The 20020-nt window shown below is 67.7% G+C and carries 21 protein-coding genes; 15 read left to right on the top strand and 6 right to left on the bottom strand.

The window, feature by feature from the left end; translation table 11 throughout:
- The first annotated feature begins 45 nt into the window (after positions 1-45).
- Entirely contained in the window at positions 46-573 is a 528-nt protein-coding gene (locus ASC70_RS09980; protein WP_056049551.1) for a TIGR00645 family protein, read from the top strand.
- 4 nt (positions 574-577) lie between these two features.
- Here ASC70_RS09980 and ASC70_RS09975 read toward each other — a convergent pair whose 3' ends face one another.
- On the bottom strand, positions 578-1297 hold the full coding sequence (locus tag ASC70_RS09975) for a DUF1134 domain-containing protein (protein WP_056049548.1): 720 nt from the start codon (positions 1295-1297) through the stop codon (positions 578-580).
- Between the two features lie 172 nt (positions 1298-1469).
- Between ASC70_RS09975 and lepA the strand changes: the two genes are divergently transcribed.
- The 3 genes from lepA (at position 1470) to ASC70_RS09960 (ending at position 7665) form a co-directional block, all read left to right on the top strand.
- Entirely contained in the window at positions 1470-3278 is a 1809-nt protein-coding gene (gene lepA, locus ASC70_RS09970) for a translation elongation factor 4 (RefSeq protein WP_056050574.1), read from the top strand.
- Positions 3279-3689: 411 nt separating this feature from the next.
- Positions 3690-6713 carry a TonB-dependent receptor gene (locus tag ASC70_RS09965; RefSeq protein ID WP_056049546.1) on the top strand — a complete coding sequence of 1008 codons (3024 nt, stop codon included), beginning with the start codon at positions 3690-3692 and terminating at the stop codon, positions 6711-6713.
- 124 nt (positions 6714-6837) lie between these two features.
- Positions 6838-7665 carry an alpha/beta fold hydrolase gene (locus tag ASC70_RS09960; protein ID WP_056049543.1) on the top strand — a complete coding sequence of 276 codons (828 nt, stop codon included), beginning with the start codon at positions 6838-6840 and terminating at the stop codon, positions 7663-7665.
- Between the two features lie 136 nt (positions 7666-7801).
- Here ASC70_RS09960 and ASC70_RS09955 read toward each other — a convergent pair whose 3' ends face one another.
- Positions 7802-8581, bottom strand: coding sequence for a protein NO VEIN domain-containing protein (locus tag ASC70_RS09955; protein WP_047409855.1), 780 nt, complete (start codon positions 8579-8581; stop codon positions 7802-7804).
- Between the two features lie 156 nt (positions 8582-8737).
- Between ASC70_RS09955 and ASC70_RS09950 the strand changes: the two genes are divergently transcribed.
- Positions 8738-9277 (top strand): T6SS immunity protein Tdi1 domain-containing protein, encoded by a 540-nt coding sequence (locus ASC70_RS09950; RefSeq protein WP_056049540.1) that lies wholly within the window; start codon positions 8738-8740, stop codon positions 9275-9277.
- On the opposite strand, the gene ASC70_RS09945 is transcribed toward ASC70_RS09950, so the two are convergent.
- On the bottom strand, positions 9274-9837 hold the full coding sequence (locus ASC70_RS09945; protein WP_056049537.1) for a hypothetical protein: 564 nt from the start codon (positions 9835-9837) through the stop codon (positions 9274-9276). The genes ASC70_RS09950 and ASC70_RS09945 overlap by 4 nt on opposite strands.
- Positions 9838-9900: 63 nt before the next feature.
- On the opposite strand from ASC70_RS09945, the gene ASC70_RS09940 reads away from it, so the two are divergent.
- Both ASC70_RS09940 and ASC70_RS09935 read left to right on the top strand, forming a co-directional pair.
- Positions 9901-10089, top strand: coding sequence for a hypothetical protein (locus ASC70_RS09940; protein WP_056049536.1), 189 nt, complete (start codon positions 9901-9903; stop codon positions 10087-10089).
- A complete protein-coding gene (locus tag ASC70_RS09935) occupies positions 10086-10706 on the top strand; it encodes a glutathione S-transferase family protein (RefSeq protein WP_082539610.1) in 621 nt (206 codons plus the stop codon). Before ASC70_RS09940 ends, ASC70_RS09935 begins: the two co-directional genes overlap by 4 nt.
- On the opposite strand, the gene ASC70_RS09930 is transcribed toward ASC70_RS09935, so the two are convergent.
- On the bottom strand, positions 10636-11715 hold the full coding sequence (locus ASC70_RS09930; RefSeq protein WP_235519331.1) for a M15 family metallopeptidase: 1080 nt from the start codon (positions 11713-11715) through the stop codon (positions 10636-10638). The genes ASC70_RS09935 and ASC70_RS09930 overlap by 71 nt on opposite strands.
- 110 nt (positions 11716-11825) lie before the next feature.
- On the opposite strand from ASC70_RS09930, the gene ASC70_RS09925 reads away from it, so the two are divergent.
- Positions 11826-12914, top strand: a complete 1089-nt coding sequence (locus tag ASC70_RS09925) for a L,D-transpeptidase (RefSeq protein ID WP_056049529.1) — start codon at positions 11826-11828, stop codon at positions 12912-12914.
- Between the two features lie 63 nt (positions 12915-12977).
- On the opposite strand, the gene ASC70_RS09920 is transcribed toward ASC70_RS09925, so the two are convergent.
- The gene (locus ASC70_RS09920) at positions 12978-13730 is read right to left on the bottom strand and encodes a class I SAM-dependent methyltransferase (RefSeq protein ID WP_056049526.1); all 753 of its coding nucleotides are present in this window, start codon (positions 13728-13730) and stop codon (positions 12978-12980) included.
- A 178-nt stretch (positions 13731-13908) separates the two neighbouring features.
- On the opposite strand from ASC70_RS09920, the gene ASC70_RS09915 reads away from it, so the two are divergent.
- From ASC70_RS09915 to ASC70_RS09900, 4 genes are all read left to right on the top strand, one after another.
- Positions 13909-16011: an acylase gene (locus ASC70_RS09915; protein WP_056050569.1), complete on the top strand. Its 2103-nt coding sequence runs from the start codon at positions 13909-13911 to the stop codon at positions 16009-16011.
- A gap of 84 nt (positions 16012-16095) precedes the next feature.
- Positions 16096-16734 carry a beta/gamma crystallin-related protein gene (locus ASC70_RS25835; RefSeq protein ID WP_056049523.1) on the top strand — a complete coding sequence of 213 codons (639 nt, stop codon included), beginning with the start codon at positions 16096-16098 and terminating at the stop codon, positions 16732-16734.
- A gap of 11 nt (positions 16735-16745) precedes the next feature.
- Positions 16746-17150 carry a beta/gamma crystallin-related protein gene (locus tag ASC70_RS09905; RefSeq protein WP_047409674.1) on the top strand — a complete coding sequence of 135 codons (405 nt, stop codon included), beginning with the start codon at positions 16746-16748 and terminating at the stop codon, positions 17148-17150.
- A gap of 101 nt (positions 17151-17251) precedes the next feature.
- The gene (locus ASC70_RS09900; protein WP_047409677.1) at positions 17252-17389 is read left to right on the top strand and encodes an entericidin A/B family lipoprotein; all 138 of its coding nucleotides are present in this window, start codon (positions 17252-17254) and stop codon (positions 17387-17389) included.
- Here the strand turns inward: ASC70_RS09900 and ASC70_RS24915 are convergent.
- On the bottom strand, positions 17386-17553 hold the full coding sequence (locus ASC70_RS24915) for a hypothetical protein (RefSeq protein ID WP_156396175.1): 168 nt from the start codon (positions 17551-17553) through the stop codon (positions 17386-17388). The genes ASC70_RS09900 and ASC70_RS24915 overlap by 4 nt on opposite strands.
- A gap of 278 nt (positions 17554-17831) precedes the next feature.
- Between ASC70_RS24915 and ASC70_RS09895 the strand changes: the two genes are divergently transcribed.
- From ASC70_RS09895 to ASC70_RS09890, 3 genes are all read left to right on the top strand, one after another.
- Positions 17832-18227 carry a DUF983 domain-containing protein gene (locus tag ASC70_RS09895; protein ID WP_156136822.1) on the top strand — a complete coding sequence of 132 codons (396 nt, stop codon included), beginning with the start codon at positions 17832-17834 and terminating at the stop codon, positions 18225-18227.
- A gap of 105 nt (positions 18228-18332) precedes the next feature.
- Entirely contained in the window at positions 18333-18488 is a 156-nt protein-coding gene (locus tag ASC70_RS24470; RefSeq protein ID WP_081916837.1) for a DUF3309 family protein, read from the top strand.
- Between the two features lie 72 nt (positions 18489-18560).
- Complete coding sequence (locus ASC70_RS09890) at positions 18561-20012, top strand: MFS transporter (protein WP_056049520.1); 1452 nt, start codon at positions 18561-18563, stop codon at positions 20010-20012.
- Positions 20013-20020 lie beyond the last annotated feature (8 nt).

Below are 20020 nucleotides of genomic sequence, written 5' to 3'. Positions count from 1 at the left end.
GTTCGTCACGGGCGGCCTCTAGGCTTGTCGCTTGAGGAGCCCCCGATGAAGAAACCCCTGCTGGAGACATGGCTGGAGCGCGGCCTGTTCGCCTCGCGCTGGCTGATGGCCCCGTTCTATGTCGGCCTGGTCATCGCCCTGGCGGCGCTGATCGTGGTCTTCTTCCAGGAGCTCTTCCACGAGCTGCCGCACGTGCCGTCGATGAAGGCCGAGGATGCGATCGTCCTGGCCCTGTCGCTGATCGACCTATCGCTGGCCGCCAACCTGCTCGTGATCGTCATCCTGTCCGGCTACGAGAACTTCATCTCCAAGATCGATACGGCCAGCCACGAGGACCGGCCCGACTGGATGGGTACGGTCGACTTCTCGGGCCTGAAGATGAAGCTGATCGCCTCGATCGTGGCGATCTCGGCGATCGCGCTGCTCAAGGCCTTCCTGAAACTGACCGAGCCCGACGAGGCGCTCGACCAGCCGCGCCTGCTCTGGCTGGTGGTGGTGCACCTGTCGTTCGTGGTCTCGGGCGTGCTGCTGGCCGTCATGGACTGGCTGAACGGCAGGGTCGAGAAGCACTGACCGCCTAGAACGGCACCCACCGGCGCTTGCGGCTGTAGCCGAGGTAGCCGACGTTGGCGCCCAGGCGCAGGCCCACGCCGGCGCGGATCGGGGCCAGGGTGATCTCGTCGGCCTTCTGGTAGTTCACGCCCAGGCCGCCCACCAGATAGGCGCTCCCCTCCACGCCCGGGAAGCGGCGGAAGACGGCGTCGGGATATTGCAGGTTATAGCAGAGGGTGAAGACGCGGCTGGCGTTACCGCCCCAGTCCCAGCCCACCGAGGGGCCCTGCCAGTACACCTCCAGCGTCGGCCGGCCCTTCATGTAGAGCAGGCCCCGGCCATAGCGCAGGCCGGCCACGAAGGCGCCCGAGCCCTCTTCGCCGGCGATGTAGGCGGTGGGCTGACCCTTGTCCTTGAACACCTTCTCGATCGCCGCCCCGGCGCTCTCGGCCGTCACACCCAGGAAGTCGGATGTGGCGCGGACGATCTCGTCGGCGGAATAGGTCTGGGCGCGGCCGGTGTCATAGGCCGGAGTCGGGCCGTTCGAACCGGGGGTCGGTGACGGCGGCGGCGGCGAGGACGCATACGAGTCCCGGGCGGCCGAAGGCGGAGCCGCATTCGGGTCGTTGATGGGCTGCGCCGGCGGCAGTTGTTCCGAGGTGATCCGCTGGCGGGCCAGGGCCTCGGTGGCTGCCGCGCTCAGACTGGCGGCGGCCCCCGAGAGGATCAGCTTGCGACGGTCCATGCAGGGCCTCTCGATCGAATTGATTGCAACAGTGTTGCAAGCCATTGAGACCGGTTTGCGGCTCCAAACTTAACGAGCGGTTAAGCATGCGCGACCTGTCGCCGCACGCGTGGGCCGGCCGAGGGGCGCAACGCCTCTCGCGAAGCGGGCCAAATGTGCTATGCGCTCGCGCATGACTTCGACGCCTCTCGACAAGATCCGCAACTTCTCGATCGTTGCACACATTGACCATGGCAAATCGACCCTCTCGGATCGCCTGATCCAGGAGACGGGCGGCCTGACCGCGCGCGAGATGAGCGCCCAGGTGCTCGACAACATGGACATCGAGAAAGAGCGCGGCATCACCATCAAGGCCCAGACCGTGCGCCTGAAGTACAAGGCCGACGACGGCGAGGACTACATCCTCAACCTGATGGACACCCCCGGCCACGTCGACTTCGCCTACGAGGTCAGCCGCAGCCTGGCCGCGTGCGAGGGCTCGATCCTGGTCGTCGACGCCTCGCAAGGCGTGGAAGCCCAGACCCTGGCCAACGTCTATTCGGCCATCGACAACAACCACGAGATCGTCCCGGTCCTCAACAAGATCGACCTGCCGGCCGCCGAGCCCGAGCGCGTCCGCGCCCAGATCGAGGACCTGATCGGCCTGGACGCCAGCGACGCCGTGCTGGCCAGCGCCAAGTCGGGCCTGGGCATCCACGAGGTGCTGGAAGCCATCGTCACCCGCCTGCCCGCCCCGAAGGGCGAGCGCGACGCGCCGCTGAAGGCCCTGCTGGTCGACGCCTGGTACGACGCCTATCTCGGCGTGGTCGTGCTGGTGCGGATCTTCGACGGCACGCTGAAGGCCGGCCAGCAGGTCCGGATGATGCAGACCGGCGCCACCCACCGCATCGACAAGGTCGGGGTGTTCACCCCCAAGGCCACCGACGTCGCCGAGCTCGGCCCCGGCGAGGTCGGCTTCTTCACCGCCAGCATCAAGGAAGTGGCCGACGCCGCCGTCGGCGACACCATCACCGACGAGAAGAAGCAGACCGCCCAGGCCCTGCCGGGCTTCAAGGAAGTCCAGCCGGTGGTGTTCTGCGGCCTGTTCCCGGTCGACGCCGCCGACTTCGAGGACCTGCGCGCCGCCGTCGGCCGCCTGCGCCTCAACGACGGCAGCTTCACCTACGAGATGGAGAGCAGCGCCGCCCTCGGCTTCGGCTTCCGCTGCGGCTTCCTAGGCCTGCTGCACCTGGAGATCATCCAGGAGCGCCTCAGCCGCGAGTTCGACCTCGACCTGATCGCGACCGCTCCCTCGGTCGTCTACAAGATCCACATGCGCAACGGCGAGGAGATGGAGCTCCATAACCCCGCCGACCTGCCGGACGTGATGCAGATCGAGAGCATCAGCGAGCCCTGGATCAAGGCCACCATCTTCACCCCCGACGACTATCTCGGCGGCGTGATCAAGCTGTGTCAGGACCGTCGCGGCATGCAGCGCGAGCTCAGCTATGTCGGCAACCGCGCCATGGTGGTCTACGACCTGCCGCTGAACGAGGTGGTGTTCGACTTCTACGACCGCCTGAAGTCGATCTCGAAGGGCTATGCCAGCTTCGACTATCAGGTCGAGGACTACCGCCCCGGCGACCTCGTGAAGATGTCGATCCTGGTCAACGCCGAACCCGTCGACGCCCTCTCCATGCTGGTCCACCGCGACCGCGCCGAGAGCCGCGGCCGCGGCATGTGCGAGAAGATGAAGGAGCTCATCCCGCAGCACATGTTCGTCATCCCCATCCAGGCGGCGATCGGCGGCCGGATCATCGCCCGCGAAACCGTCCGCGCCCTGCGCAAGGACGTCACGGCCAAGTGCTACGGCGGCGACGCCTCGCGCAAGCGCAAGCTGCTGGACAAGCAGAAGGCCGGCAAGAAGCGCATGCGCCAGTTCGGCAAGGTCGAGATCCCGCAGGAAGCGTTCATCGCGGCGCTGAAGATGGACGAGGATTGATCGGGCTTTCGACTCGACCTAGCCGGTCGAAGTGTTTTGGACGCCCTCGTCAGCGGAAGCTGGCGGGGGCGTTCTGACTCTTCGGCAGGGTTCAGGATTCCCGCACTGCCGCCACCGGACGGACGCGGGAAACGCTAGCCGCACGCCCCATCCCAGCATGCGGGACGCATTGTTGCATATCCGCAATATGGCCGCGTTGAACACCGAAGGGGACTGGCGGAACCGGTGGCGAAGCGTATTGTAGCCTACAAGTTGGGATACAATCTCAATATATGAGAATAGCGGGCCGCTCGAACTACCCTGTTCCACGCCTATCACAGCCCCGCCCTCCCAACGGAGAGTCGCCATCAAGGCGGCCCCATCGATCAACACGGCCACCGGCACGGGTGACCGAACAGGGAGAGGAAAACCATGGGCTCGCAGTCCAAGAACAATGGCGTCCTGCGTACGGGATGCTCGATATTGGCGCTGTCGCTGGGCGCATCCCTGCTGACCGCCTTCGCCGCATCGGCGCAGACGGCGGCGGCCCCGGCGGCCTCGGCCAAGCCGGACGACACGGCGGTCGAGGAGGTGGTGGTCACCGGCTTCCGGGCCAGCCTGACCAGCGCCATCAACACCAAGCGCATCTCGAACAACATCGTCGACGTCATCAAGGCCGACGACATGGCCAGCTTCCCGGACGCGAACTTGGCCGAGTCGATCCAGCGCATCCCGGGCGTCTCGATCACCCGCGACGGCGGCGAGGGCCGCAACATCACCGTGCGCGGCCTGGGCGGCGACTTCGTCCGCACCACCCTGAACGGCATCGAGGCCTATTCGGCGACGACCGGTTCGACCCTGGGCGTGGTCGCCGGCATCAACCGCTCGCGCGGCTTCGACTTCTCGACCTTCGCCTCGGAGCTGTTCAACAGCGTCACCGTCAGCAAATCGCAGTCGGCCGAGATGGACGAGGGCTCGCTGGCCGCGACCGTCGACCTGCAAACCGGCCGGCCGTTCGACAAGAAGGGCTTCCGCGCCGCCGCCTCGCTGCAGGGCGCCTATTACGACAACAACAAGTCCAAGGCCCCGCGCTTCGCCGGCCTGATCAGCGACACCTGGGGCAATTTCGGCGCCCTGTTCTCGCTGGCCTATAACGAGCGCAAGCAACAGGAAGAAGGCTACAGCGACACCTCGCAGTCGGACTATTCGGACGCCAACAACGGCTTCTGCGGCGTGGCGGTCGACATCGCGTCGCAGCCCGGCAGCCAGGTGGTCAACACCGCCATCCCGTACGTGAACCCGCTGTCGGGCGCGGGCAACCGTCCCGCCAACCAGTGCTTCTCGGGCCTGCCGTCGGATCCGACCGCCTACGCGGCGATCAACCAGCCCAACGTCTTCCTGCCCCGCAATCCGGGCCTTGGGCGCTTCCAGCTGGATCAGAAGCGCCTGGGCATGACCGGCGGCCTGCAATGGCGGCCGACCGACAAGACCGACGTGACCCTGGACCTGGTCTATTCGCAGTTCGACCAGGACCGCACCGACTACGCTCTGTCGAACGCTTCGCTGAACCGCAACGTCAACGGCGCCAGCGCGGCCTTCCCGCTGTTCGCCGGCCGGGTCGACGCCCAGATCATGGACGTTCATGTGCTGCCGACCGGCCAGGTCGACTACATGAAGATCAACAATGTCGACATCAAGCACATCGAGGAAAAGAGCCAGACCACCACCAAGACCCACCAGATCGGCCTGAACCTGGAGCACCGCTTCAACGACCGGCTCAGCGGCAATGTGAAGCTCGGCCACTCGGGTTCGGACTTCAAGCAGCCCTGGGACGTGCTGATGTCCTATGACGGCTTCAACAAGCCCGGCTATGTCTGGGACGCCCGCGAGGACGCGCGCCGGCCGTTCATCAACTACGGCTACGACGTCGCCAACCCGGCCAACGTCACCTTCACCAATGCCGGCACCGGCCTGACCCCCGACATCCGCGTCGTCAAGGCGGCGGTGTTCAACACCCTGACCACGGCCGAGGCCAACGCCAAGTACCGCCTGAACGACGTCTTCACGGTCAAGGCCGGGGTGGCGCTGAAGTCGTTCGACTTCCAGACCAAGCAGGTCCAACGCCTCTATGGCAACAACGGCCCGACGGCGGTCACCGCGACGGGCACCATCCCGTTCAACTTCGCCCAGTTCGCCGCCGACTTCCCCGGCTCGGCCCCGCTGAGCGAGACGATCACGGGCTTCGGCAAGCAGCTGAACCTGCCGGCCAATTCGGTGACCAGCTGGGTGGTGCCGGACGTCTCGGCCTACATCAACAAGCTCGGTTTGCTCTGCAACTGCTCGAACAAGTACGGCGACTTCACCCTGGCCATCAACTCGGCCCTCGGCAACAACCGCCAGGTCGAGGAAAAGGACAGCTCGGCCTATGTGCAGGTCGACTTCGACGCCGACGTGCTGAACGGCCGCCGCCTGCGCGGCAACGCCGGGGTGCGCTACGTCAAGACCGACCTGGACGCCACGGGCTACACCTCGCTGACCTCGCAGATCACGGTCAACAACAAGTACAGCGACTGGCTGCCGTCGGTGAACCTGGCCCTGGACGTGATGCCCAACCTGGTCGCCCGCTTCGCCGCGGCCAAGGTGATGGCGCGCCCCAGCTTCGGCAACCTGACGCCGGGTGGCTCGGTCAACACCAACTTCGGCGCCCAGTCGGCCTCGATCGGCAACCCGTTCCTGGATCCGTACCGCGCCAAGAACTACGACTTCAGCCTGGAATGGTATCCCAGCGAGGGCGTGATCCTCAGCGCCACGGTGTTCGACAAGGAGATCGCCAGCTCGATCCAGACGATCGCCACCACCGAACCCTATGGCAATACCGGCCTGCCGCTGGGCCTGCTGCCCGCCGGCCAGGACGCCAGCACCCCGTACCTGGTGACCCGCTCGCGCAACACGCAAGGCGGCTACATCCGCGGGATCGAGCTGAACTGGCAGCAGCCGTTCAAGTTCCTGCCCGCGCCGTTCGACAACATGGGGACGATGGTCAACTACACCTATGTCGACAGCTCGGTGCTCTACTACCTGTCGAGCGGTACGGCCACGACCCCGGCCACCCAGATCCACGATCAGTTCCTGAACGTCTCGCCGCACTCGGTGAACGCCACCCTATACTACGAGGACACCAAGTTCTCGGCCCGGGTGTCGGTGGCCTATCGCGACGAGTACCTGACCGCCCTGCCCTTCAAGTCGGAAGTGCCGGACGCCAACGGCAGCTATGCGACGACCAACATCGACGCCTCGGCCTCGTACAAGCTGACCAACAATCTGAAGCTGACCTTCGACGCCCTGAACATCACCAATCAGGAAGCCGACCAGTGGAGCGGCAAGCAGCGCCGCTCACAGCGGGTGTTCAGCACCACCGGCCGCCAGTTCTTCCTGGGCGCCTCGTACACTTTCTAATCCTTCGATCTCCTCCAAAGGCTGACTGGCGCCGGCTGAAAGGCCGGCGCCTTTTTCTTTGAGGCGGCTGTCGGATCGCGCCACGCTCGCGCGTCCTCGGGAGGCGAACAGCGAGGGACCGACGATGAACCAGATCCAGAAGGGCCATGTCGAGGCCGGCGGCGTCCGCTATGGCTACGAGATCCACGGCGACGGGCCGCCCCTGCTTCTGCTGCACGGCGGGTTCGGCACGATGGAGATGTTCGGTTCGGTGCTCGACGACCTCGCAGCCCGCCACCGGGTGATCGCCGTCGACCTCTACGGCCACGGCCGCACCGCGCTGACCGATCGGCCGATCGACGCCGTCGCCATGGGCGACGACCTGGCGACCGTGGTGCGCGCCCTCGGCTTCGAGCGGGTGGACGTCCTGGGCTTCTCGTTCGGCGGCATGGTCGCCTTCCGCCTGGCGGTCCAGCACCCCGAGGTGGTGAATCGGCTGGTGCTGGCGTCCGTGCCCTACGCCCACACGGGCTTCTACGAAGACATCCGCGAGCAGCAGAAGGCCATCACCCGCGAGAGCGCGCCGATGATGATGCACGCGCCATTCTACGCCAGCTACGAAGCCGTGGCCCCGCGCGTCGAGGACTTCCCCGAATTCGTCGCGCGCATGGGCGAGGCTATTCGCACGCCCTACGACTGGTCGGAGGACGCCAAGACCCTGAAGCCGACCACGCTGCTGGTCTATGGCGACAGCGACATGTTCGAGATGGAACACATCGTCCGGTTCTATCAGCTGCTCGGTGGCGGCCTGCGCGACGCGGGCTGGGATGGAGCCGGGATGGTCCGCCATCGGCTGGCCATCCTGCCGGGCGTCACCCACTACGAGATGTCCGACGCGCCGGGGCTGGTCGAGGCGGCGCTGGCGTTCCTCGATGGGGCGGAGGTTGGCGGGAGTCCGGAAGAGGTCCCCTAACGACCCATACTTGCCCCCTCCGCGCCTACGGCGCTCCTCCCCCAGAGGGGGAAGAAGGGATGCGCGCCCCTTCCGCCCCCTCTGGGGGCGGACGACCGCGAAGCGGTCAGGTGGGGGCCGCGCCTGGAACCAACCTTCACCCGAACGGCGGCTTCAGCCTGTAGAACCGGCCCTCGCCCAGCAGATCGTAGACGCGGCGGATGCGGAAGGCGTGGGGCTGGGCCTCGGCCAGGGCGAACTCGGCGTGGCTGAGGCCGAATGGCGCGACCTCGCCGGCCAGGGTGGTCTTGACGACGATCAGGCGCGGGATCTCGTCGAGGCCGAAGCTGACCACATCGCAGCCGTCGGGGTCGCCGGCGCGGGCCGGGCGGATCTGGCCAGCCAGGTCGGGACGGCCCCGGTCCGAGAGGCGGCGAGCCTCGTGGGCGACGATGCTGGCCACGCCCAGGCCCTTCAGGAAGCGATCGTCGGCCTCGCGGGCCGACATGTCGAAGCGCTGGATGATCCGGATCAGCCGCTCGTCCATCGGCATCGGCCGAGGCGGCGCGGTCTCGATCAGGGCGATAGCCGACGGGGCGTAGAACAGGGCGGCGGGCCGGACGGCGGCGACCAGCAGGGCCGGCTTGGCGGCCAGCTGCTCCTCGACCGCTTCCAGCAGGGCTTCGTCATACGACCAGCGCGGCGGCTGGTCCCTCAGGATCGGCAGGCCGATCAGCGACAGCACCGCCGAGATCTCGCCCTGCTTCCAGGTGATCGGCATGTCCGACTTGCCGGTGACGAAGCGGACGGTGCGGTCATGGCTGGCGCGGTCGACCGGCTTGCCGGCGAGCGTCTTCTCCAGCTGGGCGACATAGTCACCCACCACCACCGCGAGGTCCGCCCCCGTCCAGTCGCGCCCGCCCGATTCCCCCGTCATCGGAAGATGATGGGGCAAGGTTGGCCCGCGCGCCACAAGCTTGGATGGCGGGGGCGCCGTGTCGATCCCGACCAGGACCGTCCACCCCTCAACTTTCGGTGGATTCAGATCCCCGAACCATGGTTCGCTGCGCGCCTTCTTCCCGGGAGCCGAGTCATGTTCAAGGGACTGTTCGGACGGCGGACGCCGCCAAGCCAGACCACCCCGTTGTCCGAGGCCGTGCGTGGTCTCTATCCCTCTCTGGTGCTGGACATTCCCACGCCGGACGTCACGCACGCCTTGTCGGCATGGGGGTGGCTGGATCCGCCCAGCACGGGCGTCGCCTTGGTCGGCCCGTTCGGCGACATGTTCTTCGAAACGCCGGACGGCGTCGTGACGCTGGACATGATGGAGGGCGCGCTCCGCGTCGTGGCCCAAGACCGCGAGGCCTTCGTCCAGGCGATCGGCGACAATGAGTACCGGGACATGCTGTTGGGCGACGTCTGGGTCCAGGCCGCCGCGCGACGCGGACTGAGCCTGGATCCTCGGGAGTGCTTCGATTGGACCCTGCCGCCTGTCCTCGGCGGCCAGTGCTCGGTGGAAACCGTCACCAAGACCCTGTTCGTCGTAAAGGCCGACCTCGCCGCCCAACTGCATCAGCAGGTCAAGGATCTGCCGCCCGGCGCTCCGATCACCGGCGTCACGCTCGACGACTAGCGACCCGAGGCGCTCGCCGCCACGGCCATCGGCGCGTCTTGAACCGGCATCTGGTCCGGCTGCAGCTTGGCCGCCTCCATCGCCCGGCGCACGGTGGTGATCGGCGTGTCGGAGTCGACCTTGAACGTCAGGGCCGCCGTCAGGGCCGGGTTCTCGCCGAGATTGGCGAAGCCGCCCGGCCGCTGGGCGTTGAACGTCACGCCATAGGTTTTGTCGGCCAGCACCCGGCACAGCAGCACGAAGGTCCTCTGGTCGCCGAGCAGGCGCGGCGTCTTCACGCAGTCCATCGGCTCGGCGCCCGGGGCGGGCGCGTAGTTCCAGGCGCTGGGCGTCATCTGCTGGTCGAACGAGACCTTCAGGATCAGCACGCCCGGGGCGACCGTCTCGCCCTCGGCCGGATAGGTCGAGACCAGCTTGGGCGGCAGGGTCGGCGGCATGATCAGCACCGGCGAGACGGCGTTGGGCTCGTCCTTCGGCGGGGCCTTGCTTTGAGCGTTGGCGACCGACGCCGAAAGGGCGGCGAGGGCGATCAGGACGGGAACCGAACGGCGGCGCGACATCTTTCCAGACTGACCTTCAAGCGCGGCCTTCTCAAGGCGTCTTTCGAGGCCTACATCGCCCCTATGACCGATAAACCCGAAGTTCCGGCCCCCGAAGCGTCGAACGACGAGACGCCGATGCAACGCGCCCTGCGCCTGAAGAAGGCCGCCCAAGGCAAGCACGGCCACGGGGCCAAGGCCTCCAGCGGCAAGATCGAGCGCGCCAGCGTCGCCGCGCCCACCGGCAAGTCCAAGCCCTGGATGACCCGGTGACGATCCCCAAGGTCCTCGGACGCACCTCTTCCATCAACGTCCGCAAGGTGCTCTGGACCCTGGACGAGCTGGACCGGGCCTATGAGCGCGAGGACTGGGGCGCGGGCTATTCGCCCACCAACGATCCAAAGTTCCTGCAATGGAACCCCAACGCCCTCGTGCCGGTGCTGATCGACGAGGACGGTCCGCTGTGGGAGAGCAACGCCATCTGCCGCTATGTGGCGGCCGGCACGCCGCTGTTTCCGGACGGCCGCCGGGCGCGGGCCCTGGTCGACCAGTGGATGGACTGGCAGGCGACCGAGCTGAACACGGCCTGGCGCTACGCCTTCGCGGGCCTCGTACGCAAGTTCCCCGGCTTCGACGATCCCAAGCAGATCGAGGCCAGCGTCGTGGCCTGGAACACGGCCATGGGCCTCCTGGACGCGCGGCTGGTCGACACCGGCGCCTACGTGGCCGGCGAGCACTTCACCATCGCCGACATCGTGCTGGGCCTGTCGGTCCATCGCTGGCTGCACAGCCCGATCGCGCGCGAGGAATGGCCGGCGCTCAACGCCTATTACGCGCGCCTGAAGCAGCGGCCGGCGTTCGCGAAGTGGAGTCTTCCGGAAGTTCCGTAACGGACTCCGAGCCCGCCTGGGGCAGGCTGGCGATCGGCACGCCGGGCAGCAGCGGCTCGCCGGTCCACTCCCAGTGCCAGGGCTCGTAGACGTAGTTGACGAAGCCGAACCGCGGCGCGTTCACCACCATCCAGCGATAGAGCGGCGAGCGGCTCATCACGAGGCGATTGGCGTCGGCCGAGGAGTCGGGGCCAAAGCCCGGGGCCGCATCGATGAACACGTCCATGGCCAGGCCCGTGCGGTGGGCCGAGCAGATGGTGCGGATCAGGCCCTGGCAGTTGTTGTCCCGCGCGCAGCGCTGTGCGTCGGCGTCGGGGCTGCGGAAGCCGGAATAGATCATCAGGCTCTCGGGCCGGCGCAGCACGCCCGCCGCCCTCGCCTCGGAGACCATCCGACGATAGGCGTCCAGCGCGCCGGGCCGCAGGCGGATGGCCTTGCCGCCGTAGCTCTCCTTGGGATCCGCCTGGGCCAGGTTGGCGTCAGGCGGCGCGCCGGGACAGGTCCCCTCGCGGTTCACCCGCACGAACGGCCGGGCCAGGTGCCAGCGCACCAGCATGGCGGCGAAGACGGCGGGATCGACGACCCCCGTGCGCTGCAGGCCATGCGCGCCTTGCCAGCGGGCCAGGGCCGAGGCGAAGCCGTTCGAGCCCGGGGCGCAGGTCGTGCCGATCTCGGCGGCGATGCGCGGGGCGTAGATCTCCCACCCCGTCTCGGGCTTGCCGAACGGCGACCAGGCCAGGGTCGTCAGCGAGGCGGCGTTGACGGCGGCGGCGGTCTCGGGCGCGTCGCCACCGTCGCAAGACTCCGGCGCGCCGGAAAGAGCAGTCAGGGCCGAGGGCGGGTCGATCGAGGGTACGTGCTGCGGCGGCGCATAGGCGGCCACGTCACGCGGCTGGGCGGGGGCTGGTGACGGCGAGCCAGCTTGCCCCCACGGCGGCCAGATCACCCACAACCAGAAGCCGCCGACGGCCAACGCCAGCAGCCCCAGGCCCCACAGCAAACGGCGCAACGCCTTCAATCCGATCCCTCAGGTCCGTGGAACTTCGCCATGGCTCAAGGCTTGAGACGGGAGAGCGTTCCCGCCCCTTGGCCCGCCATTTGGCCCCGTTTGGAGATTGCATGACCGGCCTGGTTTCCCGTTTCGCCCTGATCGCCGTCCTGGCCCTTTGCGCCTGTGACGACAAGCCGCCGGCCAAACCCGTCCCCACTGGCAAGACCGTCCAGAAGGCCCCCGTCCAGACCCCGTTGGTTCCCGCGCCGCCGGCCGTGACCGCCGCCTCCCCGATCGCCCAGGCGATCAACGACGCGACCTTCGATCCGGCCGCGACCGATCCGAACGCCCATCGCGACCTGCTGGTCCGGGTCCAGACCCTGCTGGACCGTGCCCATGTCTCGCCCGGCGTCATCGACGGCCGCGACGGGACCAATCTGAAGCTGGCCATCCAGGCCTTCCAGACCTCACGCAACCTGCCCGCCAACGGCGAGATCGACGCCAAGCTGGTCGAGACCCTGGCCGCCGGCGACAGCGGCCCGGTGCTCGTCGACTATACGATCACGCCGCAAGACGTGGCCGGGCCGTTCTCGCCGCCCGTCGCCAAGGAAGACTATGAGGCCATGGCCGCCCTGCCGGCCATGAACTACCACAGCCCGCTGGAGATGCTGGCCGAGCGCTTCCACGTGGACGAGGCCCTACTGCAAGCCCTCAATCCGGGCGCCGACTTCGCCGTGGCCGGAACGACGATCATGGTGACGGCGCCCGGCGCCGACACGCTGGACCGCAAGGTCGACCGCATCGAGATCGATAAGGCCCTTGGTCAGGTCCGCGCCTTCGACAAGGAGGGCGTCGAGCTGGCGGTCTATCCGGCCACGGTCGGCAGCACCGAGCGCCCGGCCCCGTCCGGCGAGTGGGCGGTGCGCACCCTGGCGCCCCGGCCGACCTACACCTATGACCCCTCGCGCCTGACCTTCGGCAAGCCCAAGGCCAAGCTGACCATCAAGGCTGGTCCGAACAATCCGGTCGGCTCCACCTGGATCGACCTGACCAAGGACACCTACGGCATCCACGGCACGCCCGACCCGAGACTGGTCAACAAGCGCGCCTCGCACGGCTGCGTGCGCCTGACCAACTGGGACGCGGCCGAACTAGGCTCGGCCGTCAACAAGGGCGCCAAGGTGGTGTTCATGGGCGCGGAGGCGCGGGCGTCGTAGAAGAGTCTAGCCGCTGGATCCCGGATCGGCCCTGACGGGCCGTCCGGGATGACAGCTTCGCTGTCACTTCGGCTTGCGGAACTTCAGGATGAACTGATCCGTCTTCCCGCGGATGCTGGGATCGAACACGCTGGCCGTATGCGGATCGGCGGCGCTGGCCAGCAGCGGGCTCTCGGCTTCCAGCTTGAAACCGGCGGCCTCGACTTCACTCTTCACGGCGGCGACGTCGATGCGGTGCAGGCTGTCGGCCGCGCCGATGCCCGAGCCGGCGACGGCGGCGTGGTCGACGACCAGGAACACCCCGCCCGGCTTCAGCGACTTGAAGATCTCGGCGTTGGCCTTGGCGGCCGTGTCGACCGGGAAGGGCTTCAGGTGCATGTCGTGATAGTTCTGGACGGTGATCACCGCGTCGACATTGTCGGGAAGGTCCAGCGCCGTCATCGGACCGGTCAGGGCCTTGGCGTTGGGCAGAGCCGCCACGGTGGTCTTCTGGTCCTCGCCGTACTGGGCCTTGAACTTGATGAACTCGGTGGGCTGGAACGCGTAGACCGTGCCCTTCGGCCCCACCGCGCCCGACAGGATGCGGGTGAAGTAGCCGCCGCCCATCACGTAGTCGACGACGGTGGCGCCCGGCTTGATCTCGGCCAGGGCCAGGATCTCGCCCGGATGGCGCGCCGCGTCGCGGGCGCTGTCGGCGGCCGGGCGCGACGGATCGGCCAGAGCTTTGGCGATGTTGGCGGGGACCTGGGCGAACGCGGCGCCGCTGACGCTGAGCGCCAGAAGGGCCATAACCGAGACCAAATGCTTGCGAGCCATTGCGCGCCTCCCTTGCTGTGGCGCTTGTCGTAGCAGGCCCGAGCGCTCCGGCGAACGGCGTTATCATGAAGTTTCAGCAAGGATTCGTCGAAACCGGCTCTTTCCTCGACGAAGCCCGCCCCGCATGATCGCCGATAATAAATAGAACGGCCGGAGAGGCCCGGGGGAAACAAGCATGATGAAGTGGATCCTGCGCGGCGTGGGCGCGCTATTGGCGCTGATCGTGCTGGCGGCGGCGGCCTTGGTCGTGATCGATCGAGCCAGCCTGCCCAAGGCCCCGGACCGGCAAGCCATCCTGGCCAAGGCCAAGCTCTACGACGTCCGCATCCGCCGCGACGAATGGGGCGTGCCGCACGTGCTGGGACGCACCGACGCCGACGCGGCCTTCGGCCTGGCCTACGCCCAGAGCGAGGACGACTTCGAAACCCTGCAGGACGTGGCGCTGGCGACGCGCGGCGTGCTGGCCCGCAGCAAGGGCGCGAGCGCAGCCCCGACCGACTATGTCGCGGCCCTGCTCGACGTCTGGCCGACCGTCGACCGCCACTACGACGAGCTCCCCGCCGACCTGCGCAAGCTGATGGAAGCCTATGCCGACGGGGTCAGCGTCTATGCCGCCAAGCATCCGGAAAAGCTCAAGCCGGGCTTCCTGCCCCTGACCGGCAAGGACGTCGAGGCCGGCTTCGTGTTCAAGCAGCCGTTCTTCTACGGCCTGGACGGCGAGCTGAAGCGCCTGACTTCACCCGCGACCGAGAGCGCTCCGCCGAAGGGTTCCAACGGCCTGGCGACCGCGCCCGCCCGCAGCGCCGATGGCGCCACCCGCCTGCTGGTCAATTCGCACCAGCCCTATACCGGCCCCGTCGCCTGGTACGAGGCCGTGGTCGAGAGCGGCCAGGGCTGGCACGTGGCCGGCGGCTTCTTCCCCGGCGCGCCGTTCATGCTGCATGGCCACAACGCCACGCTCGGCTGGGCCAACACGGTCTCCAAGCCCGACCTGGTCGACGTCTACCGCCTGACGATCAACCCCAAGAACAAGAACCAGTATCGCCTGGACGGCCAGTGGAAGGACTTCGAAAAGCGATACGTCACCCTGCGCGTGAAGCTGCTGGGCCCCATCGTCCTGCCGGTGCGCAAGGCGGTGCTGCGCTCGGTGCACGGCCCGGTGCTGGAGACCAAGCAAGGCGTCTTCGCGATCCGCTACGCCGGCATGGGGGAATGGCGCCAGCCGTTGCAGTACTGGCGGCTGAACCACGCGCGGACCATGGACGAATGGCGCGCCGCCATCGCCACCCACGCCATCCCCAGCCTCAACTACATCTATGCCGACGCGGCGGGGAACATCGGCTTCGTGCACAACGGCCAGTATCCGAACCGCACCGTCGCCGCCGACTGGGCCGGGATCCTGCCCGGCGACCGCTCGGACCTGGTCTGGCAAGGCTATCGCCCCGTCGACCAGAGCCCGCAGCTGTGGAATCCGAAATCGGGCCTGGTGTTCAACTCCAACAACAGCCCCTTTCGGGCCAGCGAGGACGCCGACAACCTCAAGCCCGCCGACTTCCCCGCCTCGATGGGCCTGCAGACCAACATGACCAACCGCGCCTGGCGGGCGCTAGAGACCTTCGGGACCGACCACGCCATCACCGACGCCAGCTTCCGGGCCCACAAGTTCGACGTGGGGTTCAGCGACCGTTCCAGCGTCATGGAGATGGTTCGCGAAGTGACGGCGATCGATCCCAAGGGCGACGCCGATCTCGCCAAGGCCCAGGCCATCCTGCGCGCCTGGGACAGGAAGGCCGACGTCCACGATCGCGGCGCGGCCCTGGCGGCCCTGATGACCCAGCCGATCCTGTTCGCCCATGTGAACGACGACCCGGCCCCCGCGCCGATCGACAGCCTGCGCGCGGCGATCACGACCCTGAAGACCCACTTCGGCCGCCTGGATCCCGAGTGGGGGCAGGTCAACCGGATCCGGCGCGGGAGCGTCGACCTGCCGATCGACGGCGCCGCCGACACCTACCGCTCGGTCTGGGGCATCCCGCAGAAGGACGGCACGACCACCGCCGACGGCGGCGACACCTTCATCATGTTCGTCACCTGGGACAAAGCCGGACAGCTCCATTCGGAAAGCATCCACCAGTTCGGCTCGGCGACCCTGGACAAGACTTCGCCGCACTATGCCGACCAGACGCCGCTGTTCGTGGCCATGAAGACCAAGCCGGTGCTGTTCACCGAGGCGCAGCTGAAGGGACACGCCAAGGTGGACTATCGCCCCGGCGACCGCTGAAGGTTAAGCTGGGCCGTTCAGCCGCCGTTCAGTTGAGGAGCGGCTAGCTGGCTTCACAACGAAGCTTTCTGGTGGGGAAACGACATGCACAAGACCTTCGCCCTGGCGGCCCAGACCGCCCTCTCTCTGACCGCGCTCGCTCTCGCCGGCGCCGCTTCGGCCCAGGCGCCGAGCTGGAACGGCCAGTACGATGATCCGCCGCGCGGCTCGTACACGCGCTCGTGCCGCGATATCACCGCCTTCAACGGCCAGGTCTGGGCCCGCTGCCAAAGCGGTCGCGGCGGCTGGGAATGGAGCAGCGCCCGCGTTCGCGACTGCGGCAGCCAGGGTCTGGAGAATCGCGACGGCCGCCTGGAATGCGCCGGCTTCAACGGTGGCGGCGGCGGCTGGAACGGCGGTGGCGGCGGCTACAACGGCGGCGGCGGTTACAATGGCGGGGGCGGCGGCGGCTACGGTGGCGGCGGCTATCGCGCGGACATCGTGATGTTCGAAGACCCCAACTACCAGGGCCGGGCCTATGAAGTGATCGGCGACATGCCCGATCTCGGGGCCGTCAAGTTCAACGACAAGGCCTCGTCGATCAAGGTCGGCCGCGCCGGCGGCCGCTGGGAGATCTGCGAGCACGCCAACTACCAGGGCCGCTGCAGCCGGCTCGACGCCGACCAGGCCATCCTGCCCCGCGAGTGGAACGACGGGATCAGCTCGATCCGTCGCGTTCGCTAGGAGACCGCCACATGCGCAAGATCGCTTTCATGATCACCTGCGGCGCCGTCGCCTTGCTGACCGCCAACGCGGTTGTCGCCCAGGACCGCGACTGGGACCGCCGCGACGGCCGCTACGACCGTCGCGATGACCGGCGTGACGACCGGCGCGGCGACCGCTGGGGCGGTGGCGGCGAGGTCGTCCTGTTCGAACACGACGGCTTCCGAGGCGAGGCCCGTCCTCTGCGCGGCGACACGCCGGACCTGTCGCGTCTCGGCTTCAACGACCGCGTCTCGTCCATGCGCATCTCGCGCGGGGCCTGGGAGTTCTGCGAGCACGCCTACTATGAGGGAAAGTGCTGGCGCTACGACTACGATATGGCGAGCCTGCCCAAGAAGCAGAACGACCGCTACAGCTCGGTCCGCCGGGTTCGCTGACGCTAACGAGCGCCAAGCCGCGCCGGGCCTCTTGAAGCCTGGCGCGGCGCGCGGCTAAGGTCCCGCCGCCTTCACGTGGTGAAGCTCAGGAGCCTATTCGAATGCGCAAGATCGTCGTCCTCGCCGCCGCCGCGGCCGCCCTGCTGGTCTCGGCCTGCAACACCATCGAAGGCGCGGGACGCGACGTCTCGGCGGCCGGCAAGGCCGTCGCCGGCGCCGCCCGCGACGCCAAGAACTAGGCGTCCTCCTCCCGCGAGGTCTCCGCGCCGATCGTCCGCTTCTCGTGCGGGGCGACGGCGCCTTCCGGAGCCTGGCGGACGGCGTGCTCGGCCTTGGAAACCGCCTCGCCTTCGCGGGGCGGTTTCGAGGTCTTACTGGACGACGTATTGCGGTCGGACGTCATGTTTCGCCTCGCTTTTCAGCACACGCGATCAACGCCATGACATCACGGCGGTTCCGAACCCGGATTGAGGGGCTTCTATTTCGAGGCAACCCCGTGAAATACAGCCTTCATTAACCAGGACTGCCTCAGAAAGCAGTCGAGACATCGTTTGCACGGTTTGATCCAGGTCAAATCCGGGAAACGGTTCACCGTTACTTACCTTCGACATGGACAAAACGTCGCCCGTGCGACGGCTGGTCGCCCTTTTCTCGCCGCGCCGGGAGGCGCATATGAGCGCCATGCCAGAGACCCAGTCCGTGTCCCAACCCGCGTCACCGCTGCTTACCGGCCTCAAGCGCGGCCTGTTGCACCGCTGCCCCAACTGCGGCGACGGCCGGCTGTACATGCGCTATCTGAAGGTCGATCCCGAGTGCGAAGCCTGCGGCCACGAGCTGGCCGGCTATCCTGCCGATGACGGCCCGGCCTATTTCACCATCCTGTTGGTCGGCCACCTGTTCGTGGCGCCGCTGCTGTTCTTGCCGTGGATCTGGCAGGCCTCGCCGCTCCTGGTCGCGCCGCTGACCTTGATCCCGCTGGCGGTCCTGACCCTGCTGCTGCTGCCGCGCGTCAAGGGCGGCGTGATTGGCGCGCTGTGGGCCTTCCGCCTGAGAAAAGCCGAAGACACGCCCATCTAGCGGGAACCAAAAGGCGCGGAACCGACAGGCGCCGCTGAGTATTCCGAAGACCTGACCCCAGCGTCGCCATGGTGGCGGACGTGGGATTGGAGGGAACTTCGGACCATGCTCGGCACGATCCTCATCATCATTCTGATCCTGGCCCTGATCGGCGCGCTGCCCACCTGGGGTCACAGCCGTTCGTGGGGCTACTTTCCCAGCGGCGGTCTCGGCCTGATCCTGGTGATCATCATCATCCTGGTCTTGCTCGGCAGGATCTAGCGCCGCGTTCGGGCGCTTGCCCTAGACCGGGGTTCGCCTAAGCTCCCCTCCGAACCGGGAGGGGAGACCATCATGACGGCGACCGCCGAAGCGGCATCCGACAACGGGGCCGCGCGCCTGTCGCCGCTGGCCCGGGCCAAGGCCATCCTGGGCGGCTCGGCCGGCAACCTGGTCGAATGGTACGACTGGTTCGCCTACGCCGCCTTCACCCTCTATTTCGCCCCCGCCTTCTTCCCCAAGGGCGACCAGACCGTGCAGCTCCTGCAGGCCGCGGCGGTGTTCTTCCTGGGGTTCGTCGCCCGGCCGATCGGGGCCTGGCTGATGGGTATGTACGCCGACCACGCCGGACGCCGCGCGGCCCTGTCGGCCTCGGTGGCCCTGATGTGCGGCGGCGCTCTGATCATCGCCCTCACCCCCGGCTACAAGGCCATCGGCCTGTGGGCCCCGGCCATTCTCCTGTTCGCCCGCGTGCTGCAGGGCCTGTCGGTCGGTGGCGAGTACGGAGCCAGCGCCACCTATATGAGCGAGATGGCCGGCAAGGCCCGGCGCGGCTTCTGGTCCAGCTTCCACTACGTGACCCTGATCGCCGGCCAGCTGCTGGCCCTGGGCGTGCTGATCGTGCTGCAGCGCTGCCTGCCCGAGGCCGATCTGAAGGCCTGGGGCTGGCGTGTGCCGTTCGCCATCGGGGCCCTGCTGGCCGTGGTGGTGTTCTGGATCCGCCGGGGCCTCGACGAGAGCATCGCCTTCAAGGCCCCCGCCCAGCGCGAGACCCTGTCACGCGGCCAAGTCGTGGCCGCCAGCGTCCTTCTGTTGCTGACCGTGGCCGCCGGCGTAACCGGCGTCACCACCGGTCCGCTGGCCCGTCCTGGCCAGATCCTGGCCGCGGTGTTCCTGGCCCTGTTCTTCGTCTCGCTGATCGTGCCGCTGATCCGCCGCCATCCGCGCGAGAGCCTGCTGATCATGGGCCTGACGGCCGGCGGCTCGCTGACCTTCTACGTCTACACGACCTACATGCAGAAGTTCCTGGTCAACACCGCCGGGTTCAGCAAGGGCCAGGCCTCGGAGGTCAGCGCGCTCAGCCTGATCGCCTTCATGCTGATGCAGCCCCTGGCCGGCTGGCTGTCGGACAAGGTCGGCCGCAAGCCGATGCTGATCGTGGCGTTCGGCGGCGGCGCCCTGACCATCTGGCCGATCATGACCGGCATCAGCCACGCGACCTCGGTGACCACCGCCTTGGCCCTGATCCTGGTCGGGGTCGCCTTCCAGTCCTGCTACACCGCGATCAGCGCGGTGGTGAAGGCCGAGCTGTTCCCCGCCCATGTCCGCGCCCTGGGCGTGGCCTTGCCCTACGCCCTGGCTAACGTGCTGTTTGGCGGCACGGCCGAGATGGTCGCCCTGGCCTTCAAGCACCAGAAGATGGAGAGCACCTTCTATCTCTACGTCGCCGGGGTGATGACCCTGGGCTTGATCTGCTCGATCGTCCTGAAGGACACCGGGCGAAATAGTCTGATCATTGAAGACTGAGCATGGTT

The organism is Caulobacter sp. Root343 (assembly GCF_001425745.1).
Lineage (GTDB): Bacteria > Pseudomonadota > Alphaproteobacteria > Caulobacterales > Caulobacteraceae > Caulobacter.
Note: the sequence above shows the minus strand (reverse complement) of the source record. Positions and strands in the feature narration are given on the sequence as shown.

Bases quoted from the DNA above. Each gene is read 5' to 3' on its own strand.
- ASC70_RS09980 (WP_056049551.1), top strand. From the start codon at position 46: ATGAAGAAACCCCTGCTGGAGACATGGCTGGAGCGCGGCCTGTTCGCC.
- ASC70_RS09975 (WP_056049548.1), bottom strand. From the start codon at position 1,297: ATGGACCGTCGCAAGCTGATCCTCTCGGGGGCCGCCGCCAGTCTGAGC.
- lepA (WP_056050574.1), top strand. From the start codon at position 1,470: ATGACTTCGACGCCTCTCGACAAGATCCGCAACTTCTCGATCGTTGCA.
- ASC70_RS09965 (WP_056049546.1), top strand. From the start codon at position 3,690: ATGGGCTCGCAGTCCAAGAACAATGGCGTCCTGCGTACGGGATGCTCG.
- ASC70_RS09960 (WP_056049543.1), top strand. From the start codon at position 6,838: ATGAACCAGATCCAGAAGGGCCATGTCGAGGCCGGCGGCGTCCGCTAT.
- ASC70_RS09955 (WP_047409855.1), bottom strand. From the start codon at position 8,581: ATGACGGGGGAATCGGGCGGGCGCGACTGGACGGGGGCGGACCTCGCG.
- ASC70_RS09950 (WP_056049540.1), top strand. From the start codon at position 8,738: ATGTTCAAGGGACTGTTCGGACGGCGGACGCCGCCAAGCCAGACCACC.
- ASC70_RS09945 (WP_056049537.1), bottom strand. From the start codon at position 9,837: ATGTCGCGCCGCCGTTCGGTTCCCGTCCTGATCGCCCTCGCCGCCCTT.
- ASC70_RS09940 (WP_056049536.1), top strand. From the start codon at position 9,901: ATGACCGATAAACCCGAAGTTCCGGCCCCCGAAGCGTCGAACGACGAG.
- ASC70_RS09925 (WP_056049529.1), top strand. From the start codon at position 11,826: ATGACCGGCCTGGTTTCCCGTTTCGCCCTGATCGCCGTCCTGGCCCTT.
- ASC70_RS09920 (WP_056049526.1), bottom strand. From the start codon at position 13,730: ATGGCTCGCAAGCATTTGGTCTCGGTTATGGCCCTTCTGGCGCTCAGC.
- ASC70_RS09915 (WP_056050569.1), top strand. From the start codon at position 13,909: ATGAAGTGGATCCTGCGCGGCGTGGGCGCGCTATTGGCGCTGATCGTG.
- ASC70_RS25835 (WP_056049523.1), top strand. From the start codon at position 16,096: ATGCACAAGACCTTCGCCCTGGCGGCCCAGACCGCCCTCTCTCTGACC.
- ASC70_RS09905 (WP_047409674.1), top strand. From the start codon at position 16,746: ATGCGCAAGATCGCTTTCATGATCACCTGCGGCGCCGTCGCCTTGCTG.
- ASC70_RS09900 (WP_047409677.1), top strand. From the start codon at position 17,252: ATGCGCAAGATCGTCGTCCTCGCCGCCGCCGCGGCCGCCCTGCTGGTC.
- ASC70_RS24915 (WP_156396175.1), bottom strand. From the start codon at position 17,553: ATGACGTCCGACCGCAATACGTCGTCCAGTAAGACCTCGAAACCGCCC.
- ASC70_RS09895 (WP_156136822.1), top strand. From the start codon at position 17,832: ATGCCAGAGACCCAGTCCGTGTCCCAACCCGCGTCACCGCTGCTTACC.
- ASC70_RS24470 (WP_081916837.1), top strand. From the start codon at position 18,333: ATGCTCGGCACGATCCTCATCATCATTCTGATCCTGGCCCTGATCGGC.
- ASC70_RS09890 (WP_056049520.1), top strand. From the start codon at position 18,561: ATGACGGCGACCGCCGAAGCGGCATCCGACAACGGGGCCGCGCGCCTG.